At 62.6% G+C, this 26,227-nt stretch carries 25 protein-coding genes, 1 tRNA gene and 1 pseudogene; 13 read left to right on the top strand and 14 right to left on the bottom strand.

The genetic code is table 11. From position 1 onward, the window contains the following. Positions 1-217: 217 nt before the first annotated feature. On the bottom strand, positions 218-1,021 hold the full coding sequence (locus BCY88_RS07785) for an inositol monophosphatase family protein (protein ID WP_028199552.1): 804 nt from the start codon (positions 1,019-1,021) through the stop codon (positions 218-220). Between the two features lie 411 nt (positions 1,022-1,432). Here BCY88_RS07785 and BCY88_RS07790 point away from each other — a divergent pair, with 411 nt between their 5' ends. Together BCY88_RS07790 and cysE are read left to right on the top strand one after the other, a co-directional pair. Beyond that, positions 1,433-2,269, top strand: a complete 837-nt coding sequence (locus tag BCY88_RS07790) for an RNA methyltransferase (RefSeq protein WP_120343779.1) — start codon at positions 1,433-1,435, stop codon at positions 2,267-2,269. Positions 2,270-2,449: 180 nt separating this feature from the next. Next, positions 2,450-3,286 (top strand): serine O-acetyltransferase, encoded by an 837-nt coding sequence (gene cysE, locus BCY88_RS07795; protein WP_120343687.1) that lies wholly within the window; start codon positions 2,450-2,452, stop codon positions 3,284-3,286. On the opposite strand, the gene BCY88_RS07800 is transcribed toward cysE, so the two are convergent. The 4 genes from BCY88_RS07800 to BCY88_RS07815 all read right to left on the bottom strand — a co-directional run bounded on the left by BCY88_RS07800 (position 3,287) and on the right by BCY88_RS07815 (position 6,136). Next, the gene (locus tag BCY88_RS07800; protein ID WP_120343688.1) at positions 3,287-4,084 is read right to left on the bottom strand and encodes a UDP-2,3-diacylglucosamine diphosphatase; all 798 of its coding nucleotides are present in this window, start codon (positions 4,082-4,084) and stop codon (positions 3,287-3,289) included. It abuts the gene before it with no gap. Between the two features lie 47 nt (positions 4,085-4,131). After that, positions 4,132-4,626 carry a peptidylprolyl isomerase gene (locus BCY88_RS07805; RefSeq protein ID WP_120343689.1) on the bottom strand — a complete coding sequence of 165 codons (495 nt, stop codon included), beginning with the start codon at positions 4,624-4,626 and terminating at the stop codon, positions 4,132-4,134. 150 nt (positions 4,627-4,776) lie between these two features. Next, the gene (locus BCY88_RS07810) at positions 4,777-5,358 is read right to left on the bottom strand and encodes a peptidylprolyl isomerase (protein ID WP_120343690.1); all 582 of its coding nucleotides are present in this window, start codon (positions 5,356-5,358) and stop codon (positions 4,777-4,779) included. A gap of 49 nt (positions 5,359-5,407) precedes the next feature. Further along, positions 5,408-6,136 (bottom strand): tetratricopeptide repeat protein, encoded by a 729-nt coding sequence (locus BCY88_RS07815; RefSeq protein WP_120343691.1) that lies wholly within the window; start codon positions 6,134-6,136, stop codon positions 5,408-5,410. 265 nt (positions 6,137-6,401) lie between these two features. Here BCY88_RS07815 and cysS point away from each other — a divergent pair, with 265 nt between their 5' ends. The 8 genes from cysS (at position 6,402) to BCY88_RS07855 (ending at position 15,435) form a co-directional block, all read left to right on the top strand. Beyond that, on the top strand, positions 6,402-7,799 hold the full coding sequence (cysS, locus tag BCY88_RS07820; RefSeq protein ID WP_120343692.1) for a cysteine--tRNA ligase: 1,398 nt from the start codon (positions 6,402-6,404) through the stop codon (positions 7,797-7,799). Between the two features lie 47 nt (positions 7,800-7,846). Next, entirely contained in the window at positions 7,847-8,902 is a 1,056-nt protein-coding gene (locus tag BCY88_RS07825; RefSeq protein ID WP_120343693.1) for an endonuclease III domain-containing protein, read from the top strand. A gap of 131 nt (positions 8,903-9,033) precedes the next feature. Beyond that, positions 9,034-10,005, top strand: coding sequence for an acetyl-CoA carboxylase carboxyltransferase subunit alpha (locus BCY88_RS07830; protein ID WP_120343694.1), 972 nt, complete (start codon positions 9,034-9,036; stop codon positions 10,003-10,005). Positions 10,006-10,061: 56 nt separating this feature from the next. Further along, a complete protein-coding gene (gene tilS / locus BCY88_RS07835; RefSeq protein WP_120343695.1) occupies positions 10,062-11,567 on the top strand; it encodes a tRNA lysidine(34) synthetase TilS in 1,506 nt (501 codons plus the stop codon). Positions 11,568-11,963: 396 nt separating this feature from the next. Next, positions 11,964-13,214: an aspartate kinase gene (locus BCY88_RS07840; RefSeq protein WP_120343696.1), complete on the top strand. Its 1,251-nt coding sequence runs from the start codon at positions 11,964-11,966 to the stop codon at positions 13,212-13,214. 194 nt (positions 13,215-13,408) lie between these two features. Further along, positions 13,409-13,502: transfer RNA gene (locus BCY88_RS07845), tRNA-Ser, on the top strand. 159 nt (positions 13,503-13,661) lie between these two features. Next, the gene (locus BCY88_RS07850; protein ID WP_120343697.1) at positions 13,662-14,867 is read left to right on the top strand and encodes a tyrosine-type recombinase/integrase; all 1,206 of its coding nucleotides are present in this window, start codon (positions 13,662-13,664) and stop codon (positions 14,865-14,867) included. 337 nt (positions 14,868-15,204) lie between these two features. After that, a complete protein-coding gene (locus tag BCY88_RS07855) occupies positions 15,205-15,435 on the top strand; it encodes a helix-turn-helix transcriptional regulator (RefSeq protein WP_120343698.1) in 231 nt (76 codons plus the stop codon). Positions 15,436-15,612: 177 nt separating this feature from the next. Here the strand turns inward: BCY88_RS07855 and BCY88_RS07860 are convergent, their stop codons facing one another. After that, the gene (locus BCY88_RS07860; protein WP_147408507.1) at positions 15,613-15,849 is read right to left on the bottom strand and encodes a hypothetical protein; all 237 of its coding nucleotides are present in this window, start codon (positions 15,847-15,849) and stop codon (positions 15,613-15,615) included. Positions 15,850-15,876: 27 nt separating this feature from the next. On the opposite strand from BCY88_RS07860, the gene BCY88_RS39805 reads away from it, so the two are divergent. The 3 genes and pseudogenes from BCY88_RS39805 to BCY88_RS07870 all read left to right on the top strand — a co-directional run bounded on the left by BCY88_RS39805 (position 15,877) and on the right by BCY88_RS07870 (position 17,640). Then, on the top strand, positions 15,877-16,035 hold the full coding sequence (locus BCY88_RS39805) for a hypothetical protein (RefSeq protein ID WP_183081310.1): 159 nt from the start codon (positions 15,877-15,879) through the stop codon (positions 16,033-16,035). Next, a pseudogene (gene bfr / locus BCY88_RS07865) lies at positions 16,032-16,464 on the top strand (bacterioferritin). Before BCY88_RS39805 ends, bfr begins: the two are co-directional and overlap by 4 nt. Before the next feature lie 609 nt (positions 16,465-17,073). After that, the gene (locus BCY88_RS07870; RefSeq protein WP_120343700.1) at positions 17,074-17,640 is read left to right on the top strand and encodes a hypothetical protein; all 567 of its coding nucleotides are present in this window, start codon (positions 17,074-17,076) and stop codon (positions 17,638-17,640) included. A 17-nt stretch (positions 17,641-17,657) separates the two neighbouring features. Here the strand turns inward: BCY88_RS07870 and BCY88_RS07875 are convergent, their stop codons facing one another. The 8 genes from BCY88_RS07875 to BCY88_RS07910 all read right to left on the bottom strand — a co-directional run bounded on the left by BCY88_RS07875 (position 17,658) and on the right by BCY88_RS07910 (position 26,207). Continuing rightward, the gene (locus BCY88_RS07875) at positions 17,658-18,407 is read right to left on the bottom strand and encodes an acyl-homoserine-lactone synthase (RefSeq protein ID WP_120343701.1); all 750 of its coding nucleotides are present in this window, start codon (positions 18,405-18,407) and stop codon (positions 17,658-17,660) included. 165 nt (positions 18,408-18,572) lie between these two features. Next, the gene (locus BCY88_RS07880) at positions 18,573-19,268 is read right to left on the bottom strand and encodes a LuxR family transcriptional regulator (RefSeq protein WP_259461276.1); all 696 of its coding nucleotides are present in this window, start codon (positions 19,266-19,268) and stop codon (positions 18,573-18,575) included. Between the two features lie 401 nt (positions 19,269-19,669). Next, complete coding sequence (locus BCY88_RS07885) at positions 19,670-20,596, bottom strand: 3-oxoacyl-[acyl-carrier-protein] synthase III C-terminal domain-containing protein (RefSeq protein WP_120343703.1); 927 nt, start codon at positions 20,594-20,596, stop codon at positions 19,670-19,672. After that, positions 20,593-21,654 (bottom strand): 3-oxoacyl-[acyl-carrier-protein] synthase III C-terminal domain-containing protein, encoded by a 1,062-nt coding sequence (locus BCY88_RS07890; protein WP_120343704.1) that lies wholly within the window; start codon positions 21,652-21,654, stop codon positions 20,593-20,595. The genes BCY88_RS07885 and BCY88_RS07890 overlap by 4 nt, the downstream gene beginning before the upstream one ends. Further along, the gene (locus BCY88_RS07895) at positions 21,651-22,259 is read right to left on the bottom strand and encodes a GNAT family N-acetyltransferase (RefSeq protein WP_120343705.1); all 609 of its coding nucleotides are present in this window, start codon (positions 22,257-22,259) and stop codon (positions 21,651-21,653) included. Before BCY88_RS07895 ends, BCY88_RS07890 begins: the two co-directional genes overlap by 4 nt. A 1-nt stretch (position 22,260) precedes the next feature. Next, positions 22,261-23,361, bottom strand: a complete 1,101-nt coding sequence (locus BCY88_RS07900; protein ID WP_120343706.1) for an acyl-CoA dehydrogenase family protein — start codon at positions 23,359-23,361, stop codon at positions 22,261-22,263. 24 nt (positions 23,362-23,385) lie between these two features. Beyond that, complete coding sequence (locus tag BCY88_RS07905) at positions 23,386-24,594, bottom strand: pyridoxal-dependent decarboxylase, exosortase A system-associated (RefSeq protein WP_120343707.1); 1,209 nt, start codon at positions 24,592-24,594, stop codon at positions 23,386-23,388. Further along, positions 24,591-26,207: an acyl-CoA ligase (AMP-forming), exosortase A system-associated gene (locus tag BCY88_RS07910; protein ID WP_120343708.1), complete on the bottom strand. Its 1,617-nt coding sequence runs from the start codon at positions 26,205-26,207 to the stop codon at positions 24,591-24,593. Before BCY88_RS07910 ends, BCY88_RS07905 begins: the two co-directional genes overlap by 4 nt. Positions 26,208-26,227 lie beyond the last annotated feature (20 nt).

Below are 26,227 nucleotides of genomic sequence, written 5' to 3' on the forward strand. Positions count from 1 at the left end.
GTCCGGCGCGCAGCAGGGCGCTGTGAAAGACGCGCGAAACGCAGCCGGCGATTGAGCGTGCCGGCGCGGCCTTCCGCTTTGTAGCACGAACGCCTGCCGGATGCAGGCGCGCCAACGAAAAAGCGGCCGAAGCCGCTTTTCTGTATTGCCGGGGCCGGCGCGCAGCCGCGCGAACAGCGGGCTTAAGCCTCGGATCGGATGCCCGAGGCCCGAGGTCTTAAGCCGATTGCTGGCGCGTGCGGCTGTAGCGCGACAGGATCGGGATCATCTGCGCGTAGACCTTCGGATTGCCCGCCACGATTTCGCCGACGTGCAGGAAGTCCGAGTCGCCCGTGTAATTGCCGACCAGACCGCCGGCTTCCGTGATCAGCAGGCTGCCCGCGGCGACGTCCCACGGATTCAGGCCTTGCTCGAAGAAACCGTCCATGCGGCCGGCGGCGACGTTGGCCAGGTCGAGCGCGGCGGCGCCCGGACGGCGCAGGCCGGCGCAGGCTTCGGTCATTTCAGCGAACTGGCGGCCGTAGGCTTCCAGACCGTCCGTTTCGCGGAACGGGAAGCCGGTGCCGATCAGGCCGTCGGCGAGGCGGTCGCGTTTGGCGACACGGATGCGGCGGTCGTTCAGGAACGCACCGCGGCCGCGCGAGGCGGTAAACAGGTCGTTGCGGGTCGGATCGTAGACCACGGATTGCGTCACGATGCCCTTGTGGGCGAGCGCGATCGACACGCAGTAATACGGGAAGCCGTGGATGAAATTGGTGGTGCCGTCGAGCGGATCGATGATCCACTGATATTCGGACTCGTTTTGCGACTTGCCGGATTCTTCAGCGAGAATGGCGTGATCGGGGTAGGCGGTCTTGAGCGTATCGATGATCGCCGCTTCAGACGCTTTGTCGACCTCCGTGACGAAATCGTTGTGCTGTTTCTTGCTGACCTGGATGAGATCGAGGTCGAGCGACGCGCGGTTGATGATCTGGGCTGCGCGGCGCGCGGCCTTCACAGCGATATTGAGCATGGGATGCATGAGACTGGATCCTTGTGCCGGGGCAGCACGGCTGCTTGCCGGTAAATGAGCGCGGGATGAGCGCTGACTGAGCGCCATCAAGGGGCGCGGAAACAGCACGGAACGCACGTCCAATAAAGGATCCATGCAGATTCCGCCGACGGAGACGAATTGAATAAGAACGAGGCGCCGGACACTTTTCGTAGACCTTTCGGTAGACAATAAGCCGGACGCGAATCGCGCTATTTTACCTGAGTCCGGGCGGTGCGGCAGCGGCAACTGCCCGGGAGCCGGCGTGACGCGCGCCTGGCAAGTGTTTTGTGCGGCCGTCATGCCCAAATCGCGAGCGATTCAGGTGCAATTCACGCGTAATTCGGAGCCGGTGCGGGGTTGGCGCTACCATACGCGTTCTTTAGCTTGCCGAGTTTCATCGTGGACCACACCCACCATTCATCCGATCCCGCCGTGGCGGACCTGCGCGGCGGTTTTACGTCGACGCGCTTCGTGCTCGTCGAGCCCAGTCATCCCGGCAACGTCGGCGCTGCGGCGCGCGCGCTGAAAACCATGGGTTTTTCGCGCCTCGTGCTGGTGTCGCCGCGCGTGCCGCACGTGCAGAGCGACCCGGAAGCCATTGCCATGGCGAGCGGCGCCGACGACGTGCTGGCATCCGCGCACGTCGTGCCGACGCTTGCCGACGCGTTGAGCGGCGTGCATTGGTCGCTCGCACTGACCGCGCGGCTGCGCGAATATGGGCCGCCGCAATGGACGCCGCGTGCGGCCGCCGACGCCGCGCGTGAGCAGGCGATACACGGCGAGATCGCGCTGGTGTTCGGCAACGAGCGCACGGGTTTATCCAATGAGGACGTCGAGCGTTGCAGCGCGCTCGCCCATATTCCGGCCAATCCGGCCTACAGTTCGCTCAATCTTGCGCAGGCGGTGCAGGTGCTGGCGTATGAATTACGCACGACGTATCTGTCCGCCGGCGAGGCCGCGCCCGCCGCATCTGGAGCCGCTCAAGCGGCTGTGGGGCAGGGCGAGGCGGCCGGCGCACGGGCGGCGAGCGATGAAATCGAAAGCATGTACGCGCATCTGGAAAGCGCGCTCATTGCGCTCGAGTTTCTCGATCCGGCCAATCCGAAAAAGCTGATGTCGCGTTTGCGGCGCCTGTTCGCGCGCTCCGGCCTGGAGCGCGAGGAAGTCAATATCGTGCGCGGCATCGCCAAACATATCCTGCTGAAGACCAGGCCACCGGGCACCGACGCTTCCTGAAGGCGTCTGCCCGCAATCGACGACCTTGCCGGCAGCGTGGGCTTCCGGCAGGTTTCGCGCAATCGCCCTACAATTGCTCGAAACGTTCTAAGCAAAGCTGCCGATCTGCTATGCGGCAAGCATCCGCCATGCGAGGTTTTTCGCCCAGGCGGTCCTTTCTCCCACGACACAATCCCTGCCATGTTCACGAGACTTCGCGAAGACATTGCCACGATCCGCGAGCGCGATCCCGCCGCCCGCAGTGCATGGGAAGTCCTCACGTGTTATCCGGGTCTGCACGCGCTCGTGCTGCACCGGCTCGCGCACGCTTGCTGGCAGGCCAAACGCCGCTGGCTCGCGCGTTTCATCTCGCAGATGGCGCGTTTCATGACCGGCATCGAAATCCATCCTGGCGCGACGCTGGGCCGCCGCGTGTTCATCGATCACGGCATGGGCGTCGTGATTGGCGAGACGGCGCAGATCGGCGACGACTGCACGATCTACCAGGGTGTGACGCTCGGCGGCACGTCGCTCACGCGCGGTGCGAAGCGCCATCCGACGCTCGAGCGCGGCGTGATCGTCGGGGCGGGCGCGAAGGTGCTCGGCGGCTTTACGATCGGCGCGGACGCGAAGATCGGCTCGAATGCGGTGGTCACGAAGCCGGTGCCGGCAGGCGGTACGGCGGTCGGCAATCCGGCCCGCATCATCGTCCCGGCTGCTGTTGCCGTGGCTTCAGCCGCTGTGTCCGCTGCGCAGTCGGGCGGTGCCGCGCCTGGTGCCAAACGCGCATCCGGAAGCAGCGGATTCTGTGCCTACGGCATCACGCCGAATGCGGACGATCCAGTCTCGCTGGCGATCCATGGCCTGATCGATCACGCCGCCACGCAGTCGAAGCGTATCGACGAAATCGTCGACGCGCTGGAGCGGCTGGGAACGAGCCTGGAAGGGCTGCAAGGCGCGGATGCGGCGCTGCTTGACCTGCGGCGTTTGTCGGCCGCGATTGCAGGAAAGGAGGAAGGCGTGGCGACGCAGCGCTGATCACGCCAGCGGCAACGCCCGAATTCCTTCTGCATCGATTCGCAGATAACCGCCACGGCGCTCGCCGTGGTCGAGATCCCAATCCGGTAAAACCCAGCGTGTGCCGTCCGGTTCGCGATGCCGCGCCGGCCGATGCGTGTGCCCGTGAATCATGGTAGCCGTTTTCGAGGCCCTGAATAACGCGGCGACGGCCTTGCGCGTCACGTCGTACTTCGGCGAAGCCGGGCGCGAACGGCCCTGTTCACTTTTCGAACGCATGTTTTCCGCAAGCGCCTGGCGCCAGCGAAACGGCCACGCGAGAAACAGCATCTGCGCCGAACGGCAGCGCGCAAGGCGCCGGAAATATTGATAGCCGCGATCCGCGGTGCAAAGGCCGTCGCCGTGGGCGAGGGCAATACGTGTGCCGAATGCGGTGATCACGAACGGATCGGGCAGCCAGATCGCGCCGGCCGCTTTCATGAAGCGCTTGCCGAGCAGAAAATCGCGATTGCCGTGCATGATGTAGAGCGCGATGCCGCGCTCCGACAAGGTGTGCAGCAATGCCGCCATGCGTGCGACGAAGGGCTCGACGAGCATGTCGTCGCCAACCCAGTACTCGAACAGATCGCCGAGAATGAAAACCGAATCCGCCTGCTCGGCCGTGACGCGAATGAAGTGCTCGAACGCGGCGACCGTGCGCGGAATCGCCTCGCTCAGATGAATATCGGAGAGGAAAAAAAACGGGCGTGCGGCGTGCGGGCGTTTGCCCTCGCCAGGCACGCCCGCGGCGACGCTTCGCAGCGGCGTTTCTTGCAGCATTGAAGGTGCCTGATTTCAGTTCGAACGGGTTCGTGCCTATCGCACGCTTAGTCGACGATCACTGCTTTTTCGATCACGACGTCTTCGGCCGGCACGTCCTGATGGAAGCCCTTCGAACCCGTCTTGACCTTCTTGATCTTCTCGACGATGTCGAGGCCCTCGACGACCTTGCCGAACACGGCGTAGCCCCAGCCCTGCGGCGTCGGCGACGAGTGGTTCAGGAAGTCGTTGTCGTTCACGTTGATGAAGAATTGTGCGGTCGCCGAGTGCGGGTCGTTCGTACGAGCCATCGCGATCGAGCCGTTGACGTTCTTCAGACCGTTGTTCGCTTCGTTGGTGATCGGCTCAGCCGTCGGCTTCTGCTTCATGCCGGGTTCGAAGCCGCCGCCCTGGATCATGAAGCCGTCGATCACGCGGTGGAACACCGTGTTGTTGTAGTGGCCGGCCTTCACGTAGTTGAGGAAGTTCTCAACCGACTTCGGTGCCTTTTCAGCGTCCAGTTCGAGTTTGATGACGCCGTGGTTCGTGTGCAGTTCAACCATGATGGAATCCTTTGATGATCGGAGTGAGTAAAAGGCGTGGCCGCCCGTCACGTGAAATGCGATGACGACGGGCCGCGCCGGGTGCGTAGAGTTATCGTTGACTTCGTATGCAGCGTGCCGGGTGCTGCTTTCTTGTTCTGCGTTGTTCTGTTACTTGCCGACAACCGTGGCCGATTCGATCACGATCGGCTTTTGCGGCACGTCGCTCATCGGGCCACGCGTGGTGGTAGGCGTGCCTTCGATCTTCTTCACGACGTCCATGCCGGCCGTGACCTTGCCGAACACCGCGTAGCCGTTGCCGTCCGGATTCGGATAGTCGAGGCCGGCGTTGTCCACCGTGTTGATGAAGAATTGCGCGGTGGCCGAATTCGGATCGCTCGTGCGCGCCATGGCGAGCGTGCCGGCGCTGTTCTTCAGACCGTTACGGCTTTCGAGCGGAATCGGCGCGCGCGTGGGCTTCTCAGCGAAGCTCTGGGTATAGCCGCCGCCCTGGATCATGAAGCCGCGAATCACGCGATGGAAGATCGTGCCGCTGTACTGGCCGGATTTCACGTAGTCGAGGAAGTTGGCGACGGTTTTCGGCGCCTTCTCAGGATACAACTCGACACGGATGTCGCCTTCCGTGGTCTTGAAGAGGACGGACGGATGCGCGGCCTGCGAACCGGACTGGGCAAAAGCGGGGGCATTTGCGATCAGGGCGGCGCTGCCGAGCGCCAACATCAACCATTTCATGAAGATCCTCAGGGTTGGAAAAAACGTGTTGCCGAAAACGATGACCGTATTACTGCGACGGCGCCATGTAAGGCGGCATGGCGAGCGAGCCATTTGCGCCGCCGTACTGGAAGCTTGGCGTTTGCGTCATGTCTGAGGTCGCGGACGGGGCGCTGGCCTCGACGGGCACGGCAGCTTTCTTCACCGGTGTTTTGCCCTTGGGCGGCGAAATGACGTTCTGGATATCCGCGAGGCGTTGCGTGGTCGTGGCGCTTGCTTTGCCGAGGCTCTGTGCGCGGCGATAGGCCTCGTTGGCCATGCGCAGATACAGGTCGCCGAGATTCTCATACGCGAGGCCGTAGCCTGGATTCACCTTGGTCGCCGTTTCGAGCGCGGCGCGTGCTTCGGTATAACGGCCGTGCTTCGCATAGAGCGCCGCGAGGTTGTTATACGGCTCGGGCAGCTCGGGATACAGCTGCGTGAGTTCGGTGAACGCGGTGATCGCTTCGTCGTCGCGATTCAGATGGGCCAGCACCGTGCCGCGCTTGAATTTTGCTTGCGCGTCGCGTGGATTCGAGGCGATGCGCGCGTCGAGCTGGGTGAGCGCGGCCTGCCAGTTTTTCTGCGCAATCGACGCGTCGATCTCCGGCGTATTGTCGCGCACGGCCGGGCCCTGCGGCAGCGTGGAGGCCTTCTGCGCGTACGCGGCGGCACCCGGCAAGACCGTGAGGGCGACGGCGCAGAATGCCGTCGCGGCGAGGGTCGCAGCGCTGCGCGCGCGGCCGCTGGAAGGTTTCATAGGCTCAGGTCTGGATGTTATACTCCGACCCATTCTAACAAAAGGTCTGCGCGTTCCGTCGAACCGCAAACTGTCTTTTCGCCACTCGTGGTCGTCTCCGCCTTGATTGCAACCTGAGCGCAGCCTGAGCGCCGCACCAGGTGCACCGGTTCGCTGCTCTGTCTGTTGCAGTACAGAACGCACCCGCCGTCTTCCCGCGGGGCGCCTCATGCACGAAACAGCACGAACACATTGCGGATTTCTTTCGGCCCACGCACCGTTCTCTATGGAATCACTGCGCATCTACAACACGCTCGCGCGTGACAAGCAAACTTTCGTGCCGCTGCAAGATGGCGTCGTGCGGATGTACGTCTGCGGGATGACCGTATACGACTATTGTCACGTCGGCCACGCGCGCGTGATGGTCGTGTTCGACATCGTGCAGCGGTGGTTGCGCACGCTCGGTTACGACGTGACCTACGTGCGCAACATCACGGATATCGACGACAAGATCATCCGGCGCGCGGTCGAGAACGGCGAAACGATCAAGTCGCTGACCGATCGCTTCATCAACGCGTTGCATGAAGACGCGGATGCGCTCGGCATCGAGCGTCCCGATCTGGAGCCGCGCGCCACCGATTTCATCCCGCAGATGCTGGGCATGATCGAGAAGCTCGAGGCGAACGGTTACGCGTATCAGGCGGCCGACGGCGACGTGAACTACGCGGTGCGCAAGTTCGCGGGCTACGGCAAGCTGTCGGGCAAGTCGCTCGAGGATCTGCGCGCCGGTGAGCGCGTCGCCGCGAACGACGCGAAGCAGGACCCGCTCGATTTCGTGCTGTGGAAGCAGTCGAAGCCGGAAGAGCCGGCGGACACCGGCTGGGAATCGAAGTACGGGCGCGGCCGTCCGGGTTGGCATATCGAATGCTCGGCTATGGGCTGCACCTTGCTCGGCGAACATTTCGACATTCATGGCGGCGGTCAGGACCTGCAGTTTCCGCACCACGAGAACGAGATTGCACAAAGCGAAGCTGCGACCGGACAAACCTTCGTCAATTACTGGATGCACAACGGCTACGTGCAGATCGACAATGAGAAGATGTCGAAGTCGTTGAACAACTTCTTTACGATCCGCGAAGTGTTGGCGCAGTACGATGCCGAGGTGGTCCGATTTTTCATCGCGCGTGCGCATTACCGTTCGCCGTTGAACTACAGCGACGTCCATATCGACGACGCCCGTAATGCGCTCGCGCGGTTGTACACCGCGCTGAAAGACGTTACGCCGGATAGCGCGGATCTCGACTGGAACGAAGCGCATGCGCAGCGTTTCAAGGCAGCAATGAACGACGACTTCAACACGCCGGTCGCAGTGTCGGTGTTGTTCGAGTTGGCAACTGAAGTGAACCGCACGCGCGACCCCGCGCTGGCCCGTCAATTGCGCCTGCTTGGCGCTTTGCTCGGATTGCTCGGCCGGGAGCCGCGTGCATACCTGCAGCAGGCTGCGGGCGCCGCCGCAGAAGGTGCGCTCGAGCCCGCCGCGATCGAAGCGAAGATCGCGGCGCGCGTGGCCGCCAAGCAGGCAAAAGACTATGCGGCAGCAGACCGGATCCGGGCCGAATTGCTCGAGGCCGGCGTTGCACTTGAAGACAAACCCGGCGGGTTGACCGAGTGGCGGCGCGTGTGAGCGCACCTCGTACTTCCCTCTGATCGACTCGCCAGGCAGGAGGCAGGATGGCAACGGCCACGAAGACGCCGGCTAAACGAGCCACGTCTCAAACAAACGCGGCAGCCGCAGCAAAGTCGACAAGAACGTCGGCTCGTGCGGACAGCGGCGCGGTAAAGAAAGCATCGCCGAAACCCGCCGGGGTGGCGGCGAAGACAGGCGCGCGTGTCACGGCAGGCGCAGCGAAGAAACCCGCGGTCAAACGCGCGCTGAACGGCGCGTCGGCGCCCGCTTCGAAGCGCGCCAAAGCACCGCGGGCGAAAAGCAATGGCGCGTTGCCTGCCGAACTCGCCGGCGACGTGCAGCAGCTCGCGCGCACGGCGCAGGAAGGGCATGAAGGCGAAGTTGTGCGCAAGACGCGGGCGTCATCGGGCGCGGGCGGCGAAGCTGCGGGTGCGGCTGAAGTCGCGGTGCCGGTGCAGATCGCCGGCCTCACGCCTGAGGTCAGCCGTCCGGCGTATTGGGACAAGGCATGCGCTGACCTCGTCAAGCGTGACCGCATTCTGAAGAAGCTGATTCCGAAGTTCGGCCCGGTGCATCTGTTGAGCCGTGGCGATCCGTTCGTCACGCTCGCGCGCTCGGTGGTCGGGCAGCAGATTTCGGTGGCGTCCGCGCAGGCCGTCTGGGCGAAAGTCGAGGCCGCCTGCCCGAAGCTCGTGCCGCAGCAGTTCATCAAGCTCGGTCAGGACAAATTGACCGCGTGCGGGCTCTCCAGGCGTAAGGCCGAGTACGTGCTCGATCTCGCGCAGCACTTCGTGTCGGGCGCCTTGCACGTCGGCAAGTGGACCTCGATGGACGACGAGGCGGTGATCGCCGAACTCACGCAGATCCGTGGCATCGGCCGCTGGACCGCGGAAATGTTCCTGATCTTCAATCTGTCGCGTCCGGACGTGCTGCCGCTCGACGACCTCGGTCTGATCCGCGCGATCAGCGTCAATTATTTTAGCGGCGAGCCGGTTACGCGCAGCGAGGCGCGTGAGGTTGCGGCAAACTGGGAGCCGTGGCGCACCGTTGCGACCTGGTATATGTGGCGTAGTCTCGATCCGTTGCCGGTCGACTACTGAAACTGAAGAACAAGACACGATGCCGTTTCAAAAAACTATCAATTGTTAAAAATCGATAGTTGAGAGATGGTTTTGACATCGGCGAGCGCGGTTAGAATACGCGCTGCCGGTAAGTCCAAGGATTACAACCAATGAAGACCACCTTTCTGGATTTCGAACAGCCGATCGCTGAACTCGAAGCGAAGATCGAAGAATTGCGCTTCGTGCAGGACGATTCGGCCGTCGATATTTCGGAAGAGATCGAGCGGCTGTCCAAGAAGAGTCAACAGCTCACCAAAGATCTGTACGCGAACCTTACGCCATGGCAGGTTTCGCAAATTGCCCGACATCCCCAGCGCCCGTACACGTTCGATTACGTGAACGAGCTGTTCACCGATTTCCACGAGCTGCACGGCGACCGCAACTATGCGGACGACCTGTCGATCGTCGGCGGCCTCGCGCGTTTCAACGGCCAGGCCTGCATGGTGATCGGTCATCAGAAGGGCCGCGACACCAAGGAGCGCGCGCTGCGTAATTTCGGCATGCCGCGCCCGGAAGGCTATCGCAAGGCCGAACGCCTGATGCGCCTCGCCGAGAAGTTCAGCTTGCCGATTTTCACGTTCATCGATACGCCGGGCGCGTATCCTGGGATCGGCGCGGAAGAGCGCGGCCAGTCCGAAGCGATCGGCCGCAATCTGTACGTGATGGCTGAACTGAAGACGCCGCTGATCGCCACGATCATCGGCGAAGGCGGCTCGGGCGGCGCGCTCGCGATTGCAGTCGGCGACAGCGTGCTGATGCTGCAGTTCTCGACCTACTCGGTGATTTCGCCGGAAGGTTGCGCATCGATCCTGTGGAAGAGCGCCGCGAAAGCGCCGGAAGCCGCGGAAGCGCTCGGCCTGACCGCGCATCGTCTGAAAGCGCTTGGCCTGATCGACAAGATCGTCAACGAGCCGCTCGGCGGCGCGCATCGCGATCCGAAGGGCATGGCCGCCATGTTGCGCCGTGCGCTTGCCGATTCGCTGCGTCAATTCCAGGGCATGAGCATCAACGACCTGCGTCAACGCCGTTTCGAACGGTTGATGGCGTACGGCAAGTTCAAGGAAACGACGCCGGGTGCTTAAGCCCTTAGCTCCGCGCACGTTTTCTTTCGTCCTTCGGCGCTTCACGCGCTAGCGACGTGACTCCCACCTCAGATTCCCCCGCCGACCGCCTCGTTCTCGAGGCGGTCGGCGGGGCGCTGTCCGCGTTGCCTGCGGACGGGCGCATCGCGGTAGCGTTCAGTGGCGGCGTCGATTCGACTGTGCTGCTCGATGCGGCGGTGCGTGTCGCGGGGGCCTCGCGTTGTGTCGCGCTGCATGTGCATCACGGCTTGAGCGCTCATGCCGACGAGTGGCTCACGCACTGCGAAGCGTTCGCGCGGGAACGAGGTGTCGAATTCGCGGCGCAGCGCGTCGAGGTGCCGCAAGACGCGGGCGTGAGCGTCGAGGCTGCGGCGCGCGATGCGCGTTATCGCGCGCTGGACGGCATGTGCGCAACACGCGCCGTCCACTCGCTATGGCTCGCGCAACATGCAGACGATCAGGCGGAGACCGTGCTGTTGCAGTTGCTGCGCGGCGCCGGCCTTGCGGGTCTTGCCGCGATGGCACCCGAATACTTGCCGGCTGGTGCGGCCGCGGTGCGCAGGAGGCCTTTGCTGCATCTGTTGCGCGCCCAACTCGAGCAGTATGCAAACGCGCGCGCGCTGCACTGGATCGACGACGAATCGAATGCGGACACTCGCTACGCGCGCAACGCATTGCGCCACGAGGTGACGCCGGCGCTGGCCGTCCACTTTCCTGGTTTTCGCGACGCCCTTGCGCGCACGGCCGCGCATGCAGCATCGGCGCAACGTCTGCTCGACGATCTGGCGCGCATCGATCTGGATGCGGCAGGGCGTGATGAAGGCCATGCGTTGTCGCATGACGCGCTGCTCGCGCTGGACGACGATCGTGCGCTCAACCTGCTGCGCTACTGGATGCGCACCCGGGGTCTCGTCGCGGCATCGACCGCGCGACTTACCGACGCTTTGCGCCAGCTGCGCGAAGTCGGCGCAGCAGGCGAGGGCCATAGTCTGCGTATCGATCACGCAGGGCAGGCGTTGCGCAGTTATCGCGGCCTCGTCTATTGGGAAGCGGGGGATAGCAGCGAATCCGCCGATGAAACCGCGCTCACCGCGCGCGCAGTCAGCGAATTCGCGTGGCAGGGTGAAACGATCTGGCGTCTGCCGCAATGGCGGGGCACGTTTGTGTTTGCCGCTGTCGAAGCGGATCTGGGCGACGGTGCCGGCGTTGCTTCCAGCATTGCTTCCGACGCGATCGATGCCAATGTCGACCCGACACCGAACGATCCCGATACGCTTCCCGTCAGCGTTTTACGCCGCGCATTGTTGAGTGCGCGCGCGCGCAGCGGCGGCGAACGGATGCGCACCCGTGCCGCACCAGGCAGCCCGAGCCGCACGCTGAAGAACCTGTTCCAGGAGCGTGGTATTCCCGCATGGAAGCGCGACGTGCCGCTGCTTTACGTGGGCGAAGATCTGCTGTTCGTCCCCTTGCTCGGCTTGAATCACACGGCGTTGCCGGCGCAGGTCGACGCGACGGAACAACGCGTCAGGATCATCTGGCGCGAGGATTTGCTGATCGCCTGACCGGCCAGTCGGACGGGCCGGCTATCTATCCGGTGAGTTTCGGCAGGAGGATGCCAAAGGGTGCAAAACCACGCCGGATACGCCTTTTCAGCCCAAAATACGGACCATTCGACGGGCATTTTGGCTTGTCTTTTTGCGCTCGATCGGGTAATTTAACTCGTTTGCCCGACCCGATTTCGCCTTCGCTGTCGTCGCCAAAGCCGGTTTGCGAGCGTGATCCGTCGTATCCGGTAAGCCACTAGCGATCATTCCCGGGCAAATCCGCGCGTGCTGCACGCGTGCTGCATTTACGCCGCCACACACTTTGCCGTCGTTCACAAGACGTTGCGCTCCCTGTGCTTTTGTGCGGTCGTCTCCAGCGCGCCAGCGCGGTTTATCCTCCAGTTCAGAACGACAATGGCACTCATCGTACATAAATACGGCGGCACCTCGATGGGCTCGGTCGAGCGCATCAAGAACGTCGCCAAGCGCGTCGCGAAATGGCACAAGGCCGGCCACAAGATGGTCGTCGTGCCGTCGGCAATGTCCGGCGAAACCAACCGCTTGCTCGGTCTCGCGAAAGAAATCACGGGCCAGCCGAGCCCGCGCGAACTCGACATGATTGCAGCCACCGGCGAGCAGGTGAGCTCAGGGCTGCTCGCCATCGCGCTGCAGGAAGCCGGCGTCGACGCGGTCAGCTATGCGGGCTGGCAAGTGCCGGTCAAAACGGATAGCGCGTTCACGAAAGCGCGCATCAGCGAAATCGACGGCGAGCGCGTGCTGCGCGATCTCGACGCCGGCAAAGTGGTGGTGATCACGGGCTTCCAGGGTATCGATCCTGAAGGCAACATCACCACGCTCGGCCGTGGCGGTTCGGATACGTCCGCAGTCGCAGTCGCTGCCGCATTGAAAGCCGACGAGTGCCTGATTTATACGGACGTCGACGGCGTCTACACGACCGATCCGCGCGTGGTGGATGGTGCGCGTCGCCTCGATCGCGTGACGTTCGAAGAGATGCTGGAAATGGCAAGCCTGGGTTCCAAGGTGCTGCAGATCCGCTCGGTGGAATTCGCCGGCAAATATCAGGTGAAGACGCGCGTGCTGTCGAGCCTGACCGATCCGCTCATCCCGCTCGACGCTGAAATGAAGTCGGGCACCCTGATTACTTTTGAAGAAGACGAGACCATGGAAAAAGCAGTCATCTCGGGCATCGCGTTCCAGCGCGACGAAGCTCGTATCGCCGTGATGGGTGTGCCCGACAAGCCGGGCATCGCGTATCAGATTCTCGGCCCGGTGGCGGACGCGAATATCGACGTCGACATGATTATTCAGAACCAGAGCGTCGAAGGCAAAACCGCTTTCACGTTCACGGTTGGCCGCGGCGACTATCAGCGCGCCATGGACATCCTTACGAGCCAGGTGAAGGGCCACGTGCAGGCTGAGCAAGTGCTGGGCGATCCGAAGGTGTCGAAGGTGTCGGTGGTCGGCGTCGGCATGCGCTCGCACGTGGGTATCGCGAGCACGATGTTCCGCACGCTGTCGGAAGAGGGCATCAATATCCAGATGATCTCCACCTCCGAAATCAAGATCTCGGTGCTGATCGACGAGAAGTACATGGAGCTCGCCGTGCGCGCGCTGCATAAAGCGTTCGAACTGGATCAAGCGTAATTTGTTGCAGGAGGCGGGAGGTGCAGGAGCGTTTCATCTCTGAATGCTCGACTGTGTGCCCCGCCAATGTGAATAAATTGCGTCGGCGATGACAAAACTGGCACAAAAAATGTCCAGTAGACATTGACCTTCGCGGTTCGGCCCGCTATTATCTTGGCTTCGTTGCGCTGACTCCCTGCGCAACCGAAAGTTTGGGAGACGTGGCCGAGAGGTCGAAGGCACTCCCCTGCTAAGGGAGCATCTGGGCCAAAACCTGGATCGAGGGTTCGAATCCCTCCGTCTCCGCCAGGAGATCTTCCCGGGACAAGCCGCATCGTCCCAGAACGAACCCCGGAAGGCCGCCACATGGGCCTTCCGGGGTTTTTTCTTTTGCCGGACCTTCCCGCTTCATACCCCTCAATCGCAACCAGAAGTATGGGTAGTAGTATGGGTAGAAAGGAGGTCGCCATGAGCACAAATCCGCGTTCCATCCACCGTCTTTCCGCGCTCGGCGTCGCGCGCCTGAAGAAGCCTGGCCATTATTGCGATGGCGGTGGTCTGTACCTTCAGGTGTCGGTGGCGCGTACACACTCATGGGTCTACCGCTTCCGGCGCAAAGGCCGGTTGCGTGAAATGGGGCTGGGGCCCCTGCATGTCGTCTCGCTTGCCGATGCACGCGAACTTGCAGCGCGCTGCCGCAGGATGCTTTTCGAAGGCGTTGATCCGATCGAGGCACGCCGGGCCGAGCGCGCGCAGCAGCTTGCGATGTCCGCACGCAGCCGGACCTTTGATGAGTGTACCAAGGCATTTATCAAGGCCAACCGCGCAGGCTGGAAAAACGAAAAGCACGTCGCGCAGTGGGAGAACACGCTGGCCACCTATGCTTCACCCATTATCGGAGCGCTTGCCGCACGCGATATCGACACGGCGCTCGTCGTGAGTGTGCTCGAGCCGATCTGGCAGACAAAGCCCGAGACGGCCAGTCGCGTTCGCGGACGCATCGAGTCAGTGCTCGACTGGGCGACGGTGCACCGGTACCGTGAAGGTGAGAATCCGGCACGATGGAAGGGCCACCTCGACAAGATCCTGCCTGCGCGCACAAAGGTGCGGAAGGTCCAGCACCATGCCGCCCTGCCGTACAAGGAGTCGGCCGTGTTCATGAAGGCACTGCGGGCGCAGGATGGCCTCGCGGCCCGCGCGCTCGAACTGCTCATCCTGACTGCAGCCAGGACCAACGAAGTCATCGGTGCTGCGCGCAACGAGTTCGATCTGGAGGCGGCTACATGGACCGTACCGGCGGAGCGGATGAAGGCCGAACGGGCACACCGGATTCCGTTGTCTGATCCTGCGCTTGCACTGGTGCGCCGGCTGCTTGAAGAGACGGACGGTGACCTGGTGTTCCCGGGGGCGAAGAAGGGCAGGCCGCTGTCCAACATGGCCATGCTCACGGTTCTGCGCCGGATGAAACGCACGGGCCTGACAGTGCACGGTTTTCGCTCGACCTTCCGTGACTGGGCAGCGGAATGCACGACCTATCCCAACGAGATGGCGGAGATGGCATTGGCGCACACCGTGGACGACAAGGTCGAGGCCGCCTACCGTCGCGGTGACATGTTCCAGCGCCGCAAGCAGATGATGGACGATTGGGCGGCTTACTGTGCGGTGAAAGGGTAGCTGACCTGGGACCGCTCGAATGCCTGCGCGCGGGGCCGACTCCATGCCGGATGTGACGGGCGGTGTCGGTGATTCACGGTCGCGTTGGATCCGGTTGCGTCGGAGCTACTCTGCCTGAAATAGAGAGGTTTTTCCCGGGAGCCGAATGCTGGAGCAAGAATCGACCGGTGGTCGCTGGCGGGTGGGAACTGCTGGGTAACCATGGGACGTTCGCGACCGTGGGCCGGCCTGCACTGTGGCAACGTTTCTCCTGACCGTATGTTTGATGTGATTACGGCATCACGCTAGTCTGGGGGCTGTCCGGTGACATCCGGACGTCGTCAGGAGGACCAGCGTGATGAACGACGAGCATATTGGCGGCCACGAAAGTGCGAAGCCGCGCCTTATTCGCCTTCCTGAAGTGCGCATGCGAGTGAGCCTTGGGGCGAGCACAGTCTACCGGTATCTGGCAGCAGGCAAGTTTCCAAGGCCGGTCGAGATTGGCGGCGGAAGGGTAGCGTGGTACGAAAGCGAGATTGACGCGTGGATCACAAGCCGCAAGGTGGCGGGCACGCGCATGTCAAGATGATCCGTCCGACGCACGCTCGCTACGTCACGCGTCATGGCTGGCTCCACGCGCTGTCGAGTCGGGCGGTGAAGCGTGGGCCGACATCCGGTCTGGACATGCAGTAGGGCACTGCCGTTGATGGTCCATGCGGCCCCGGGACTAGGTGGTGACGCAGGCGCGGCCCGAAGGTCTCATGAGCTATTCGACGATTATATATTCGTTGGGAATCCGTACTGTCCTGACTGCCCCGGCATCGGGAAATGATATGACCGTGTTTTTGCCGAATCCGTTGAACAGCACGACAGTGCCGTCAAACCTCGTGTAGTCGGCGAGACTCGCGTGCTCCGCGGGCACCAGGTTTTTCGGCAACATCAGTGCGTACGGCGACTTGACGTAGATCGTGGGATGCTCGATCCGTATCTTGCCGAAGCGCATGGCTGCGTCCAGAAGCTGGCCGGATACATGACCCAGAAGAAGCGGCATGACGACGATGGCCGCGAGGCTGAACCACTGGCTGCGCCGCAGATGCTCGGGGTTGCCGAGCTTCGAGAGCTTGTCCTTCTCTTCTGTATGCAGGATGGCGTTCTGGACGAAGTGGATGGCCCGCAGTTTCTTTCCTGAGGAATGAACTGACGGCCATCAACCTGTATTTCCTGCATGCGCGGCTGTATGGACGCGGGGACTGGAGGGTCTTGGCAAGCACGAATATGAGGAGTCGATTGAGGAGATGAAGCATGCAGACAAGCTGATCCAGCGGATCTTCATGCTGGAAGAATTGCCGAACCTGGCGGTCCTGAACAGGCTCCTCGTGGGCGAACACGCGAGAGAAGTCATCGAGTGCGATCTCAAGCTCGAACACACATCCGAGGCGACGTGCAAGGACGCGATCATCTATTGTGAATCCGCACGGATTTCGCGTCGAGCGAGATGCTTGTGAACATTTTGGACGACATCGAAGACCATATCGACCGGCTCGAAAACCAGCTCGGACTCATCGGCAAAGTTGGAACAGGAAATTATCAGCGGTCGGGCATTGGCTCGCTGGAATGAGTCTTGGGGCTACCGCGCGCCGCGGAGCCTGACGGTCGTTTGGCGACTACGAGACGAAGGGCGGCTGGCGTCGGAGTTGCCGCCGCAAACATACGACCGCAAATATTTGCGGTACGGCCGTTTGCGAAAGACATGTCAAACCACGCTTCGGTGAGCGTCTGAAAGCTTTCCGTTTTTGGCCGCTCGTCAGCGTCACGGTTCGCTGGACGATATTCTGTTTGACACCTGCCCTCGGGTTCGACCATCTAAGCCGCGGCGCTAACCCCGCGGCAGACAGCGGGTGCTGCGTGTTCGCGGCGTGCACGACAGGCGTGTACGCTGCCTGCCGATGGCTCCGTCGGTCTGATGAGCGGTGTTCAGCAAACCTGTCGGTACTTGCTTCAACGCCATGCGGATTCAGATATGGCACATCCTGCCGTTTTTCGCAGTTGATATTTCGTCTGAGAAAACCGAAAAAAGATACGTGGGTGAAGCCCGATAACTCCGCCGTGGCTAACCGTCACGATTGACCGGTGGCGAAGACTCCAGGGGTTATTCCATTCGCGCTGGATCGCGGGAAGGGGCGCAGCCGGCACGGTACAAGCATGGGCATTTGAGGCAGGGAACATCATGAAAGAACTCAATGCATGGACAGTCACTGGCATGGAGAGTGCCCCGCTGATGCTATCGGCAAAGGGTGCTCCCGATCAGCGTTTGCAGCGGGCGGAAGCCGAAGTCCGTCGGTTAACCCGATGCGTGGAGATGAAGGACCGGCAGTTCTGCGAGCTACGCAAGGCGCTTGCGCATTCGGCGGCCGTTCACTATTCATTTGAAGATCGCCTGCAGCGTGAACTCGATTCCCTGCGGATTATGATGCTCGTGAATGAGTCCCAGGAGCATTGGGGCATGCCCGCTAGCGACCGACCTGGTAAGGGCGTCGTGGTGAAACTGCCCTACATGACGTCGATACTCTCCGTTCTGTTCGATGCGATGTGTACCTTCTGGGCGGACTGCGATCCCGATCATCCTCCGAAGTCTGCGACCGTCGCGCACGCGATCGATGAGCGCCTGGGTTTGAGTTCGCAGCAGAATGGAGAGGCTTCGCGCAGCGGTCAGGCCTATGCATCGGCGATCAGGCCGGATTGGGTGAAGGCGGCTGACAACCGGCACCATGGCCGATCTGCAGGCGCGCGCTGATGCAAGGGGCCGGTCGTCTAGACTGTCGTTTGCGCGCGCGTCGTCCCGTTGTCGCTAACTGCGAGAGGCGCTTCGCTGTACGCGTGTTCGGAACGCGCGCCCGCTTCAGGGGGATGCGCGTGATCCGGCACGCCAGCTTCCGGGCGCGGGAGCTGCCCGAAGCGCGTGACCGAGTCCAGCAGCATGAGGGGATCACACTGGAGTTTGTGGAACGTCGCAGGACCCAAATCGATTGAGCACGCAACGATATCGATGGGGACCGGCGCCGTGCCAACGCCCATATTGCGCAGATCGAGTCCGAAGCGTCGGTACAGACGTGCAACGGAGCGCGAGACCACGCCAATCACGCGAGTCGCGCCGAATGAGAGGGCGAGAGCCATCGTGTAAGGGAACAATGACATGCCTGACGTTGAGCCCGTTCGATGGTCCGGTAGCCCAGATCCTGCGAATCGCGACATCTCCCATATCGAAGGTGATGACGGCAGAGAACCGGGGCCTGCAAGTTCCGGAAAGATGTCACGGAGCAGATACGGTCCTGTAGTGGGCATAAGCCGCGCACATCCGCACACCTCGTCGTGTTCGGACAGAGCAACCAGATGGACGGTACTGCCTCCGTCGAACTCGTCCCACTCGCTTGCGGCATCGTGAGACACGCCGGGTATTTCCCAGTGCAGGCGCTGGACAAAGACCTTGTGACGAAAGGTTCCGAGATGGTGATGAATATCCGATGGCAGGTCGTCAAGCCTGCCGGCAACGATGTATGACATGGGCTCCTCCTGGTATCAGCCGTTGAAGCGACGCTATCAGCGTGGCGGTGGCCCAGAAACTCGGAGCTCTGGGAGGGTGTCAGTCAGCACGCGCGAGCGCGCACTGACCCGGTCGCCTGTACGGCGACGGCCAGGATGTGCGATAGAACTGCAGGAAAAACGGATTCAGGGTTTTATGATGCCCTGTACGGTCGCGTGGACGGCAGCGGCCGTCCGGCTGCGGATGTTGAGCGCGTCCATCGCTTCCTTGATGTGGTAGTCGACGGTATAGTGAGAGCGTCCGAGGATCTCGCCAATCTCGCCCGAGGTTTTCCCGCGGGCGACCCAGGTCAGGCATTCGAGCTGACGCGGTGTGAGCAGGTGTGCCGCTCTTCTTGAATGTATCAACGCGAGGCGATGCAGTTCGAAGTGAAACTGTGCGCTGATCAGGTATGCCATCCGGGAATTGATGGCGTCGTTGACGGACCGCAGAGGGCCAGACAGGTTGAACAGCAGGATACTGCCGTCGGACTGGTGGACCGGGATACTGAGTCCCGCGGGTAGTCCGGCCTCTCTTGCTTCGTCGAGCAGACGACGCTCGGCTTTGTTCAAGCCGATGATGTCGTGCCACCGATAGGGAGCCGACTGAAGGAACGCAGCCCGATGAACGGGGTCGATGGACGCGTAGTCCCGGTGCTGGTAGTGCCGCACCCAGTCCTGCGGATAGTGTGAACCGATCATCTCGAGCGCTGTTCGCCGGGCGCAGGTCGAACGGCTCCGCGTAACGCGGCTGATCACGTAATGCGGGAAGCCGAGTTTCCCTGCCGCATGGCCGAAAGACTCGACGAGGGAAGGAATATCCGTGGCATATGCAAGACGCATGACCGGCGCGCCAGGTTGCAAGCGATCGGATATCGGTGACGGCCTGTGCTGGCCCTCGTTTGAACGGCGTCGGGAGACATGCTTCATGTTCGCTACCGCAGCGCTACCTCACAGAGTCTGGAACGCCAGGTGCCACATGAGAACGAGGCCCCGTGCGCAACGACGGTACGGGTTCATGCGACACCCGTTTCCGGGAGTGAGGGGCCAGTCAGAGGCCCGCATACGATTGCCATACGCGGCGGCACCGGCAATGGCCAACTGGACGCGGACAATGCACCCGCCCGAGTGCATTAGACATTTACTATAGTCTGCCGATTGCCGCCCGACCATTCATGTAAGAGATTGAAACATATCCACTGCGCGGCTGGGTAAGCGGGCGAGGCGGGGGCTGGGTCGGCAGGCTAACGGACCAGCAAGGCTGCTGCTGAAAACCCTCCGACGCCCCGTGCAAAGAGCAGGAGCGGCTTGCCCGGCACGAGGCCATAACATTGGGCAAGATTGATGAACGCGTCGCTGACGGTGACGTGGCCAATACGGGCAAAATTCTCCGTGAACAGCCGGTCCTGCGGAACCTGGAGCGAGTCGAGCAGGCGGTGCCACGCAGGCAGATCCAGATGGTGGGGCAGGATGCGCTGGATATCAGCCAGTGTGAAGTTCGCTTGCTGGACCGTCTGCCTGATCAGGCTGCGTGCCGCGAAGAAGTACTGTGCTGCCAGGCGTGATTCCTCATTTGCCAGTACCCCGCGCCAGCCCAGGCCGCTGGCATGCGTGGCGATCGCGAGCAGGCGGTTCACGGCTGCCCCACGTTCGATGAATGCGGCGAATGCACCATCACCTAGAATTCCTTCAGCTTGCATTAACCTTTCTGATTCGAGCGGCATCACGTCGGCGCCGACAAGCAGTACCCGTTTCATATGGGGCCGCACGGCGAACATCGCGCGAATCACGCGCAGCGCACCAAGAGCGGATGCACAATGCTGCTGCGCGAACGAGAAAGCTTCCGCGTTGGTGAAGCCGAACCGGTCACAGAGCAGGCCGGGTAGCGACTGCGGAGGCGGCGCGACACTGCCCTGGAGCGTATGCACGTAGACGAGGCAGTCAACTGCACCAGGTGCGACACCGGACGCAACGAGAAGACGCCGGATCGCGCTGGCAGCGAGCCCGATTGCGGTCTGCCCATTCGCACTGCGGTAGTAACGCATCCCGGCCCGCTCCAAATTTAGTACTGTGGCGATGTTCTGCTGGGTTCGCTTTCCCCAGCTCCGGACGTCGTCGATGTGTTGGGGAAGATGGAAGGCGATGTGCGGTATACCGAGATCAGGGATCATGAGACGGACCGGACATCGTTCTGCCGATAGAGGAAGGGGGCGCCGCGCGTCTCCAGCAGCGCAGTGCCAATAAAACCGCCGAACCCGTAGCCCCACAGCAGTACGCGATGGCGCCGACGACAGGCGGCAGCGCTGAGCGCCTGTGCAAGTCGTACGATGGATTCGGCTGCGCCAAGATGAACGCAAACCTGATGCTGTACCACGGCGTCTGGCCTGCCGAGGAGTCTGCATACTGCACCGCTGAGCGACGGGATGCCAGGGTGCCCCACCACCTCGTCAATATCGTCCGGACGAAGGCCGTGTCGCGCGAGGAGAGAGTCGATCATCGATAGCAAGGTGAATGTCCGGGCGTTGGGGATTCCGGTTGCATGGCGACAGATGTCAACGGCAACGTGCCGGGCTGCCACATCGAGCAGCTGCATGCCACCTGTTCCGTTGTCGGTTCTTTCAACGAGCAGCGCACCGGCGGCATCGCCGTGCACGATGTCAGGTCCGCATATTCTGGAAAACGGTGGACACCACTTCTCCGCTGCGACAATCAGCATCGTGTGGACGTCCGGTTCAGCGATGAACAGATCGGACGCAAGCCGCAATGCGGTGAATAGCGACGCACCATGCTGCTGGGAGAGCGAAAAAGGAAAGCATGGTGTGCCGACTTCTGCACAAAGCCGTCCGGCAATCGTGGTCGAAACGTGCTCTTCGAGGCTGCTGTGACAGAAGACGATGACATCGATCGGGCGCGCATCCGGCGGGCGTGTGGCGCAGATCGCGTTTGCCACTTTTGCGGCGAGTCCTGATAGATCTGTACCGGTTTCGACTGGTACCGCGCAGGCCAGGTCGGGTGGTGGAAGATCAGGATGCACAGGCGGCGAACCACCGGTTTCTCCACCTGGCCACGCCTCGAGCCAGTGCCCGTAGTCGGGATGCCATGACTTCACCCACGCATCCCAGCCGGAATGCCCGGTCGTGCGCAGTGTGGACTTAATCGCCGTCCATCGGGACAGCGGTATGGCGTCTGGCACCCAGGCCGTCACTGCGGTGATGACGGGCAGGTTCATGCGCGATCCCCGGCTGAACCGGAGCCGTTGGAGAGATCGGGGGGCAGCAGATCGTAGAGGACGCGCCCAAACCGCGATCCATGCATGACGTGGCAATCGCGCTGCAGCCCAATGAGGCGAAAGCCGATCCGTTCGAGCAGACGCCGGGAGCGTACGTTGCTGTCCACCGCCCACGCAGTGATGCTGTGCAGTCGGCCGGTTTCGAACGCCTCGCGGAGGATTTCCGTGGAAGCGAGAAGCGTCATGTCCCTGCAGGCGGGGCGCCGGCTGTCGCGCAGTACCCAGAACGAGCCGGTGCCAAAAGCGTGCGTCAGATCACTGACGGCCACAAGTCCGCTGGCGAGCCTGTGGCCAGCGGGTCCGAAAACGCGGAGGCGATGTCGACCGCTTTGCATCATGAGCTGCACGGCGAGCACGGGAAGTGTCTGGCGACCCTGCCCGAAGTCGAACCACCGATGGATGTCCGGCTCGGCGAGCCAGGCAGCGATGTCATTGACATCGTTACAGTCGGGCTCACGAAGCCAGCATGAACCGGATTCTTCGCCTGTCTGGTGGGATCCGTCAGTGTGGTGTGCGGGTTCTACCACCGGGCCCTGACTGCTCACTTCAGCTCTCCTGCCGGTGAGCGCCGGGCGCAGTGAGCGCGCATAGCCCGGCTTCGAGCTTCATCAACAGCATCGCAAACCAGTGCACCGTCTGGAAGCGTGCGGCTGGCGGCAGCCCCTGGACGTAGCCATGGCCGCCGCAAAGCAGCACAAGCTCCCGCGCAACGTCCAAGGCCTCGGTGGTAACGTGACGGGCCATCAACCGTACGGGTTCGATCTGCGCCTGCGTACCCTGTGCTGCGACGGACCGGAGAAAAAGGTGGATGGTGTGGGCCGATATGAGCATGTCGGCGAGCCGTACGGCGACGAGCTGATGCGCGGCAATTGGTTTGCGAAACGTCTGCCGGGAGGCGCTGTAGGCAACGGCGAAGTTGACGCCCTGCTGGACGGCGCCCGAGAGCAGCGCAGCGAGATAGGTTGCTGCGTCGACAAGCCACTGCTGTACGGGATTGCCGTCCGGATTCGCGCCGTCGGGGACAACCAGAAGCGGCGCATCGCCTGCTGGCTCGACCGTGTACCGCTCGATGGAGAGTGCGCCCGGCAGGGCAAGGACAGCGGAACCCTGAGCGTCCCGCCTTGCAGGCAGCGAGGCGAGCACGAGCTGCGGACGTTCACCGTCCATCCGGACCATCATTGCCTGCGAGCATGCGTGCCGGCGCAACACCCAGAAACCTGAAGCATCGACGTCGGGGATACCCGGTGCGATTGATGTTGTGCCATCGAGGTAATGCTGGATATTCTGATCAGGTAGCAGGCCGAGTGCATCGTAGTCGCGCAGCGTCATCAGCGCGGCGCTGCTGAGTGTCAGCTCGGCGGCCCGCTCGAGCGGGCCCGCTGCGAACTGTTCAACGACAAGTGCAAGGTCGTGCCGGCTGATGCCCATGCCGCCCATCTGTTCCGGCAGGATCATGGTCGCGAGGTCCAGCGTTGCGGCGAGCCGGACCGTTTCGCCCCACTGGGCGGGATCTGGCTCACCACCCAGTAGTGGCTCTAGGCGCTCACGCGCAAACTGTCCTGCAGCTGCGACCAGCCCGTGCTGGTCGTCTTCGAGTGCCCAGGATACTGGCGTGAGGCCTGCTATGACGGATTCACGGAATGGCATGACGTTTCTCCGGATGTTGCGGTGTCACACGAGCATTTCGACGGGCTCGGGGTGGCTGAGAAAATGCACCGGACTCGCCGAACGGCCATAGGCACCCGACTGCTTCACCACCACGAAATCCCCGATATGCGCTTCGGGAAGTTCAACGTCGTCCGCGAGACGGTCGAGCGGCGTGCAGAGGCACCCGACTACGTGACACCGCTCGCGTGGCTCGCCATCTGGACGGTTGCCGATCACGACCGGAAAGTTCCGGCGCAGGACCTGCCCAAAGTTGCCGGAGGCCGCCAGGTGATGATGCAGTCCGCCGTCCGTGATGACGAATGTCCTGCCGCGCGACACCTTCCGGTCGATGACACGGCACACATAGATGCCGGCCTCGCCCACGAGGTAACGCCCAAGTTCCAGGATCGGCGTCGTTCCGGGCAGACGTTCGCAAAGCTGTGGCAGCCAGTCGTGCATCGCCCCGCAGACCGCTTTTACATCGAGCGGTGTTTCGGCCAGAAAGTAGGGGATCCCAAAGCCGCCGCCGAGATTCACGAACCGCAGCGGTTGCGGCAGACCGCTGGCGAGTCGAAGGATGAGTTCAGCACTCTGGCGTTGGGCCTCGATGATGGTTGCCGCATGCAGGCTCTGCGAGCCCCAGAAGACGTGGAAGCCGGCGAGGGCGACTTCCCGCACCTCGAGTTCGCGCAGCAACGCCGGCACCTGATCGACATCCACGCCGAACGGCGCCGCGCCGCCGCCCATGCGCATGCCGCTGTGTCCGACCTGAAAATCGGGATTGACGCGGATCGCCACGTTGGGTCGGACGCCGAGTTCCCAGCCAAGCGCGGTGACAAGCCGCAACTGGGTTTCCGACTCGACGTGAACATTGATGCCGCAGGCCACTGCGCGGCGCAGGTCGTCGTGAGACTTGCCTGGCCCGGCGAAGCCGATCGCGCCCGGAGCGGTGCCGGCATCGAGCGCCAGCGCCATCTCCTGCGCGGAGGCAACGTCGAACCCGTCGACCCGTTCGGCCAGGTAGTGGATCACGGCGGGCATCGGATTGGCCTTGATCGAGTAGTGAAGGTGCATGCCGGAGGGCAGCAGGCTGCGCAGTTCCCGCACGCGGGTGTCGATCGCTGCACGGTCGTAGGCGAAGAACGGCGTACGCCCGGCGCGGTCAGCCAACTGGTGCACGTCGATGCCGCCGAACTGCAGTCCGGGGGGCCGCCTGATGAAGGTGAGGCTCATGATGCTTTCTCCCCTGAATCGCGCGCGAGCGATGCAAGCCCGGATGACGCAACCTCGCTGCGCAGTGCCGCCCGGTCGAATTTTCCGTTGGGGTTGCGTGGAATATCCGGATAACTAACGATATGTCGGGGAACCATGTAACGCGGCAGGCGCTGCATGCACCAGTCGCGCAGGTCGTCGACATCTGAATCACCGGTCAGGACGACGAGTAGCGCCACTGCTTCACCAAGCGCGTCATCCGGGATGCCCAGTGCAACGGCTTCCACGACGAGTCCACTTGCGTGGACCGTTTCCTCGATCTCCTCCGGACTGATCCGGTAGCCGGAACTCTTGATCTGGGTGTCGTTGCGGGCGATGAAATAGAGAAAACCTTTGCTGTCGCAACGTACGAGATCACCCGACCACACCGCCATATCACGCGCCACGCCACCCGGCTTTGCTTCAGGCGAAGGGCGGTAGCGTTGTGCGGTGCGCGCGGGGTCGTTCCAGTAGCCGAGGGTGACGCATGCGCCGACATGCACGAGCTCGCCGGCTTCGTCCGGTGCGCACGGTGTTCTATCTTCGCGGACGACGAGCACCCGCGCATTGGGCACGGCCTTGCCGATCGAGTCGGGGCGCCTGTCAACCTCGGCGGGGTCGAGGAATGTGGAGCGGAACGCCTCCGTCAGCCCGTACATCAGGAACGGCGTGGCCCGCGGAAACAGCGCCCTCAGCTTCTGCAGGACAGGCAGCGGAAGACGCCCTCCTGTGTTCGCGAAGTAGCGCAGATTATTGCGCGTCGCGTCTGGCCAGGTTGCGCCCGTGAGTTGCATCCACAATGGCGGGACACCCGTGATCGCAGTGATGTGTTCGCGCTCGCACGCGAGGACTGCATCGTGCGCCGTGAGGTAGTTCAGCAGCACGGCCGTCGCGCCGGCCGACCACGCCGAAGTCAGCTGGCTGAGGCCTGCATCGAAGCTCAGGGGCAGGACGGCAAGGATGCGGTCAGACGGATCGTGCCGCAGATACTCGGCGACGCTCCAGGCACCTTCGAGCAGGTTCCGGTGGCTGAGCATCACGCCCTTGGGCAATCCCGTCGAGCCGGATGTATAGAGAAGGGCGGCAAGGTCTGTGTCGATGCATGTTGCAGCCGAGGCCGGGACCGGGGCGTCGTCGGGGCCGGTGATGGAGTCTGGCCAGCGGTGAACCCTGACCGTGGTTGCCGGATCAGAAAGGGCCGGGTCGGGTTCATCTACGAGGATCACATCGGTCACCGGCGCAACCCCGTCTGCGGCCAGGGAGCGGGCGCGCAATGCGGTGGTCACGAGGCACCGGGCGCCGCTGTCACGAAGCACGTGAGCCACCTGGTCCGGTTTGAGGAGCGGATTGACGGGGACGAACACACAACCCGCAGCGCAGGCGCCGAGCATCGAGACGACGGTCTCGATACGTTTGTCGAGAAAGATCGCAACGCGTTCGCCCGTAGCCACACCGAGGGAAGACAATGCCTGTCCGAACGCACGGCTGCATTGCAGCAGTTGGCAGTAGGTGATGCGGACATCGCCGCAGACGAGCGATTCCGCGTCGGGTGTGCGGCGCGCTGCCGACTGGACAAGATCAAGGAGGTTTCTCATGGCTGGATAGCGATCAGGTT

Origin of the sequence: Paraburkholderia fungorum (assembly GCF_003610895.1) — a bacterium.
GTDB lineage: Bacteria > Pseudomonadota > Gammaproteobacteria > Burkholderiales > Burkholderiaceae > Paraburkholderia > Paraburkholderia fungorum_B.

Excerpts from the sequence above, each read along its gene's own strand:
- BCY88_RS07785 (WP_028199552.1), bottom strand. The coding sequence starts at position 1,021 with ATGCATCCCATGCTCAATATCGCTGTGAAGGCCGCGCGCCGCGCAGCC.
- cysE (WP_120343687.1), top strand. The coding sequence starts at position 2,450 with ATGTTCACGAGACTTCGCGAAGACATTGCCACGATCCGCGAGCGCGAT.
- BCY88_RS07800 (WP_120343688.1), bottom strand. The coding sequence starts at position 4,084 with ATGCTGCAAGAAACGCCGCTGCGAAGCGTCGCCGCGGGCGTGCCTGGC.
- BCY88_RS07805 (WP_120343689.1), bottom strand. The coding sequence starts at position 4,626 with ATGGTTGAACTGCACACGAACCACGGCGTCATCAAACTCGAACTGGAC.
- BCY88_RS07810 (WP_120343690.1), bottom strand. The coding sequence starts at position 5,358 with ATGAAATGGTTGATGTTGGCGCTCGGCAGCGCCGCCCTGATCGCAAAT.
- BCY88_RS07815 (WP_120343691.1), bottom strand. The coding sequence starts at position 6,136 with ATGAAACCTTCCAGCGGCCGCGCGCGCAGCGCTGCGACCCTCGCCGCG.
- cysS (WP_120343692.1), top strand. The coding sequence starts at position 6,402 with ATGGAATCACTGCGCATCTACAACACGCTCGCGCGTGACAAGCAAACT.
- BCY88_RS07825 (WP_120343693.1), top strand. The coding sequence starts at position 7,847 with ATGGCAACGGCCACGAAGACGCCGGCTAAACGAGCCACGTCTCAAACA.
- BCY88_RS07830 (WP_120343694.1), top strand. The coding sequence starts at position 9,034 with ATGAAGACCACCTTTCTGGATTTCGAACAGCCGATCGCTGAACTCGAA.
- BCY88_RS07840 (WP_120343696.1), top strand. The coding sequence starts at position 11,964 with ATGGCACTCATCGTACATAAATACGGCGGCACCTCGATGGGCTCGGTC.
- BCY88_RS07850 (WP_120343697.1), top strand. The coding sequence starts at position 13,662 with ATGAGCACAAATCCGCGTTCCATCCACCGTCTTTCCGCGCTCGGCGTC.
- BCY88_RS07855 (WP_120343698.1), top strand. The coding sequence starts at position 15,205 with ATGAACGACGAGCATATTGGCGGCCACGAAAGTGCGAAGCCGCGCCTT.
- BCY88_RS07860 (WP_147408507.1), bottom strand. The coding sequence starts at position 15,849 with ATGCGCTTCGGCAAGATACGGATCGAGCATCCCACGATCTACGTCAAG.
- BCY88_RS39805 (WP_183081310.1), top strand. The coding sequence starts at position 15,877 with ATGACCCAGAAGAAGCGGCATGACGACGATGGCCGCGAGGCTGAACCA.
- BCY88_RS07870 (WP_120343700.1), top strand. The coding sequence starts at position 17,074 with ATGAAAGAACTCAATGCATGGACAGTCACTGGCATGGAGAGTGCCCCG.
- BCY88_RS07875 (WP_120343701.1), bottom strand. The coding sequence starts at position 18,407 with ATGTCATACATCGTTGCCGGCAGGCTTGACGACCTGCCATCGGATATT.
- BCY88_RS07880 (WP_259461276.1), bottom strand. The coding sequence starts at position 19,268 with ATGCGTCTTGCATATGCCACGGATATTCCTTCCCTCGTCGAGTCTTTC.
- BCY88_RS07885 (WP_120343703.1), bottom strand. The coding sequence starts at position 20,596 with ATGATCCCTGATCTCGGTATACCGCACATCGCCTTCCATCTTCCCCAA.
- BCY88_RS07890 (WP_120343704.1), bottom strand. The coding sequence starts at position 21,654 with ATGAACCTGCCCGTCATCACCGCAGTGACGGCCTGGGTGCCAGACGCC.
- BCY88_RS07900 (WP_120343706.1), bottom strand. The coding sequence starts at position 23,361 with ATGCCATTCCGTGAATCCGTCATAGCAGGCCTCACGCCAGTATCCTGG.
- BCY88_RS07905 (WP_120343707.1), bottom strand. The coding sequence starts at position 24,594 with ATGAGCCTCACCTTCATCAGGCGGCCCCCCGGACTGCAGTTCGGCGGC.
- BCY88_RS07910 (WP_120343708.1), bottom strand. The coding sequence starts at position 26,207 with ATGAGAAACCTCCTTGATCTTGTCCAGTCGGCAGCGCGCCGCACACCC.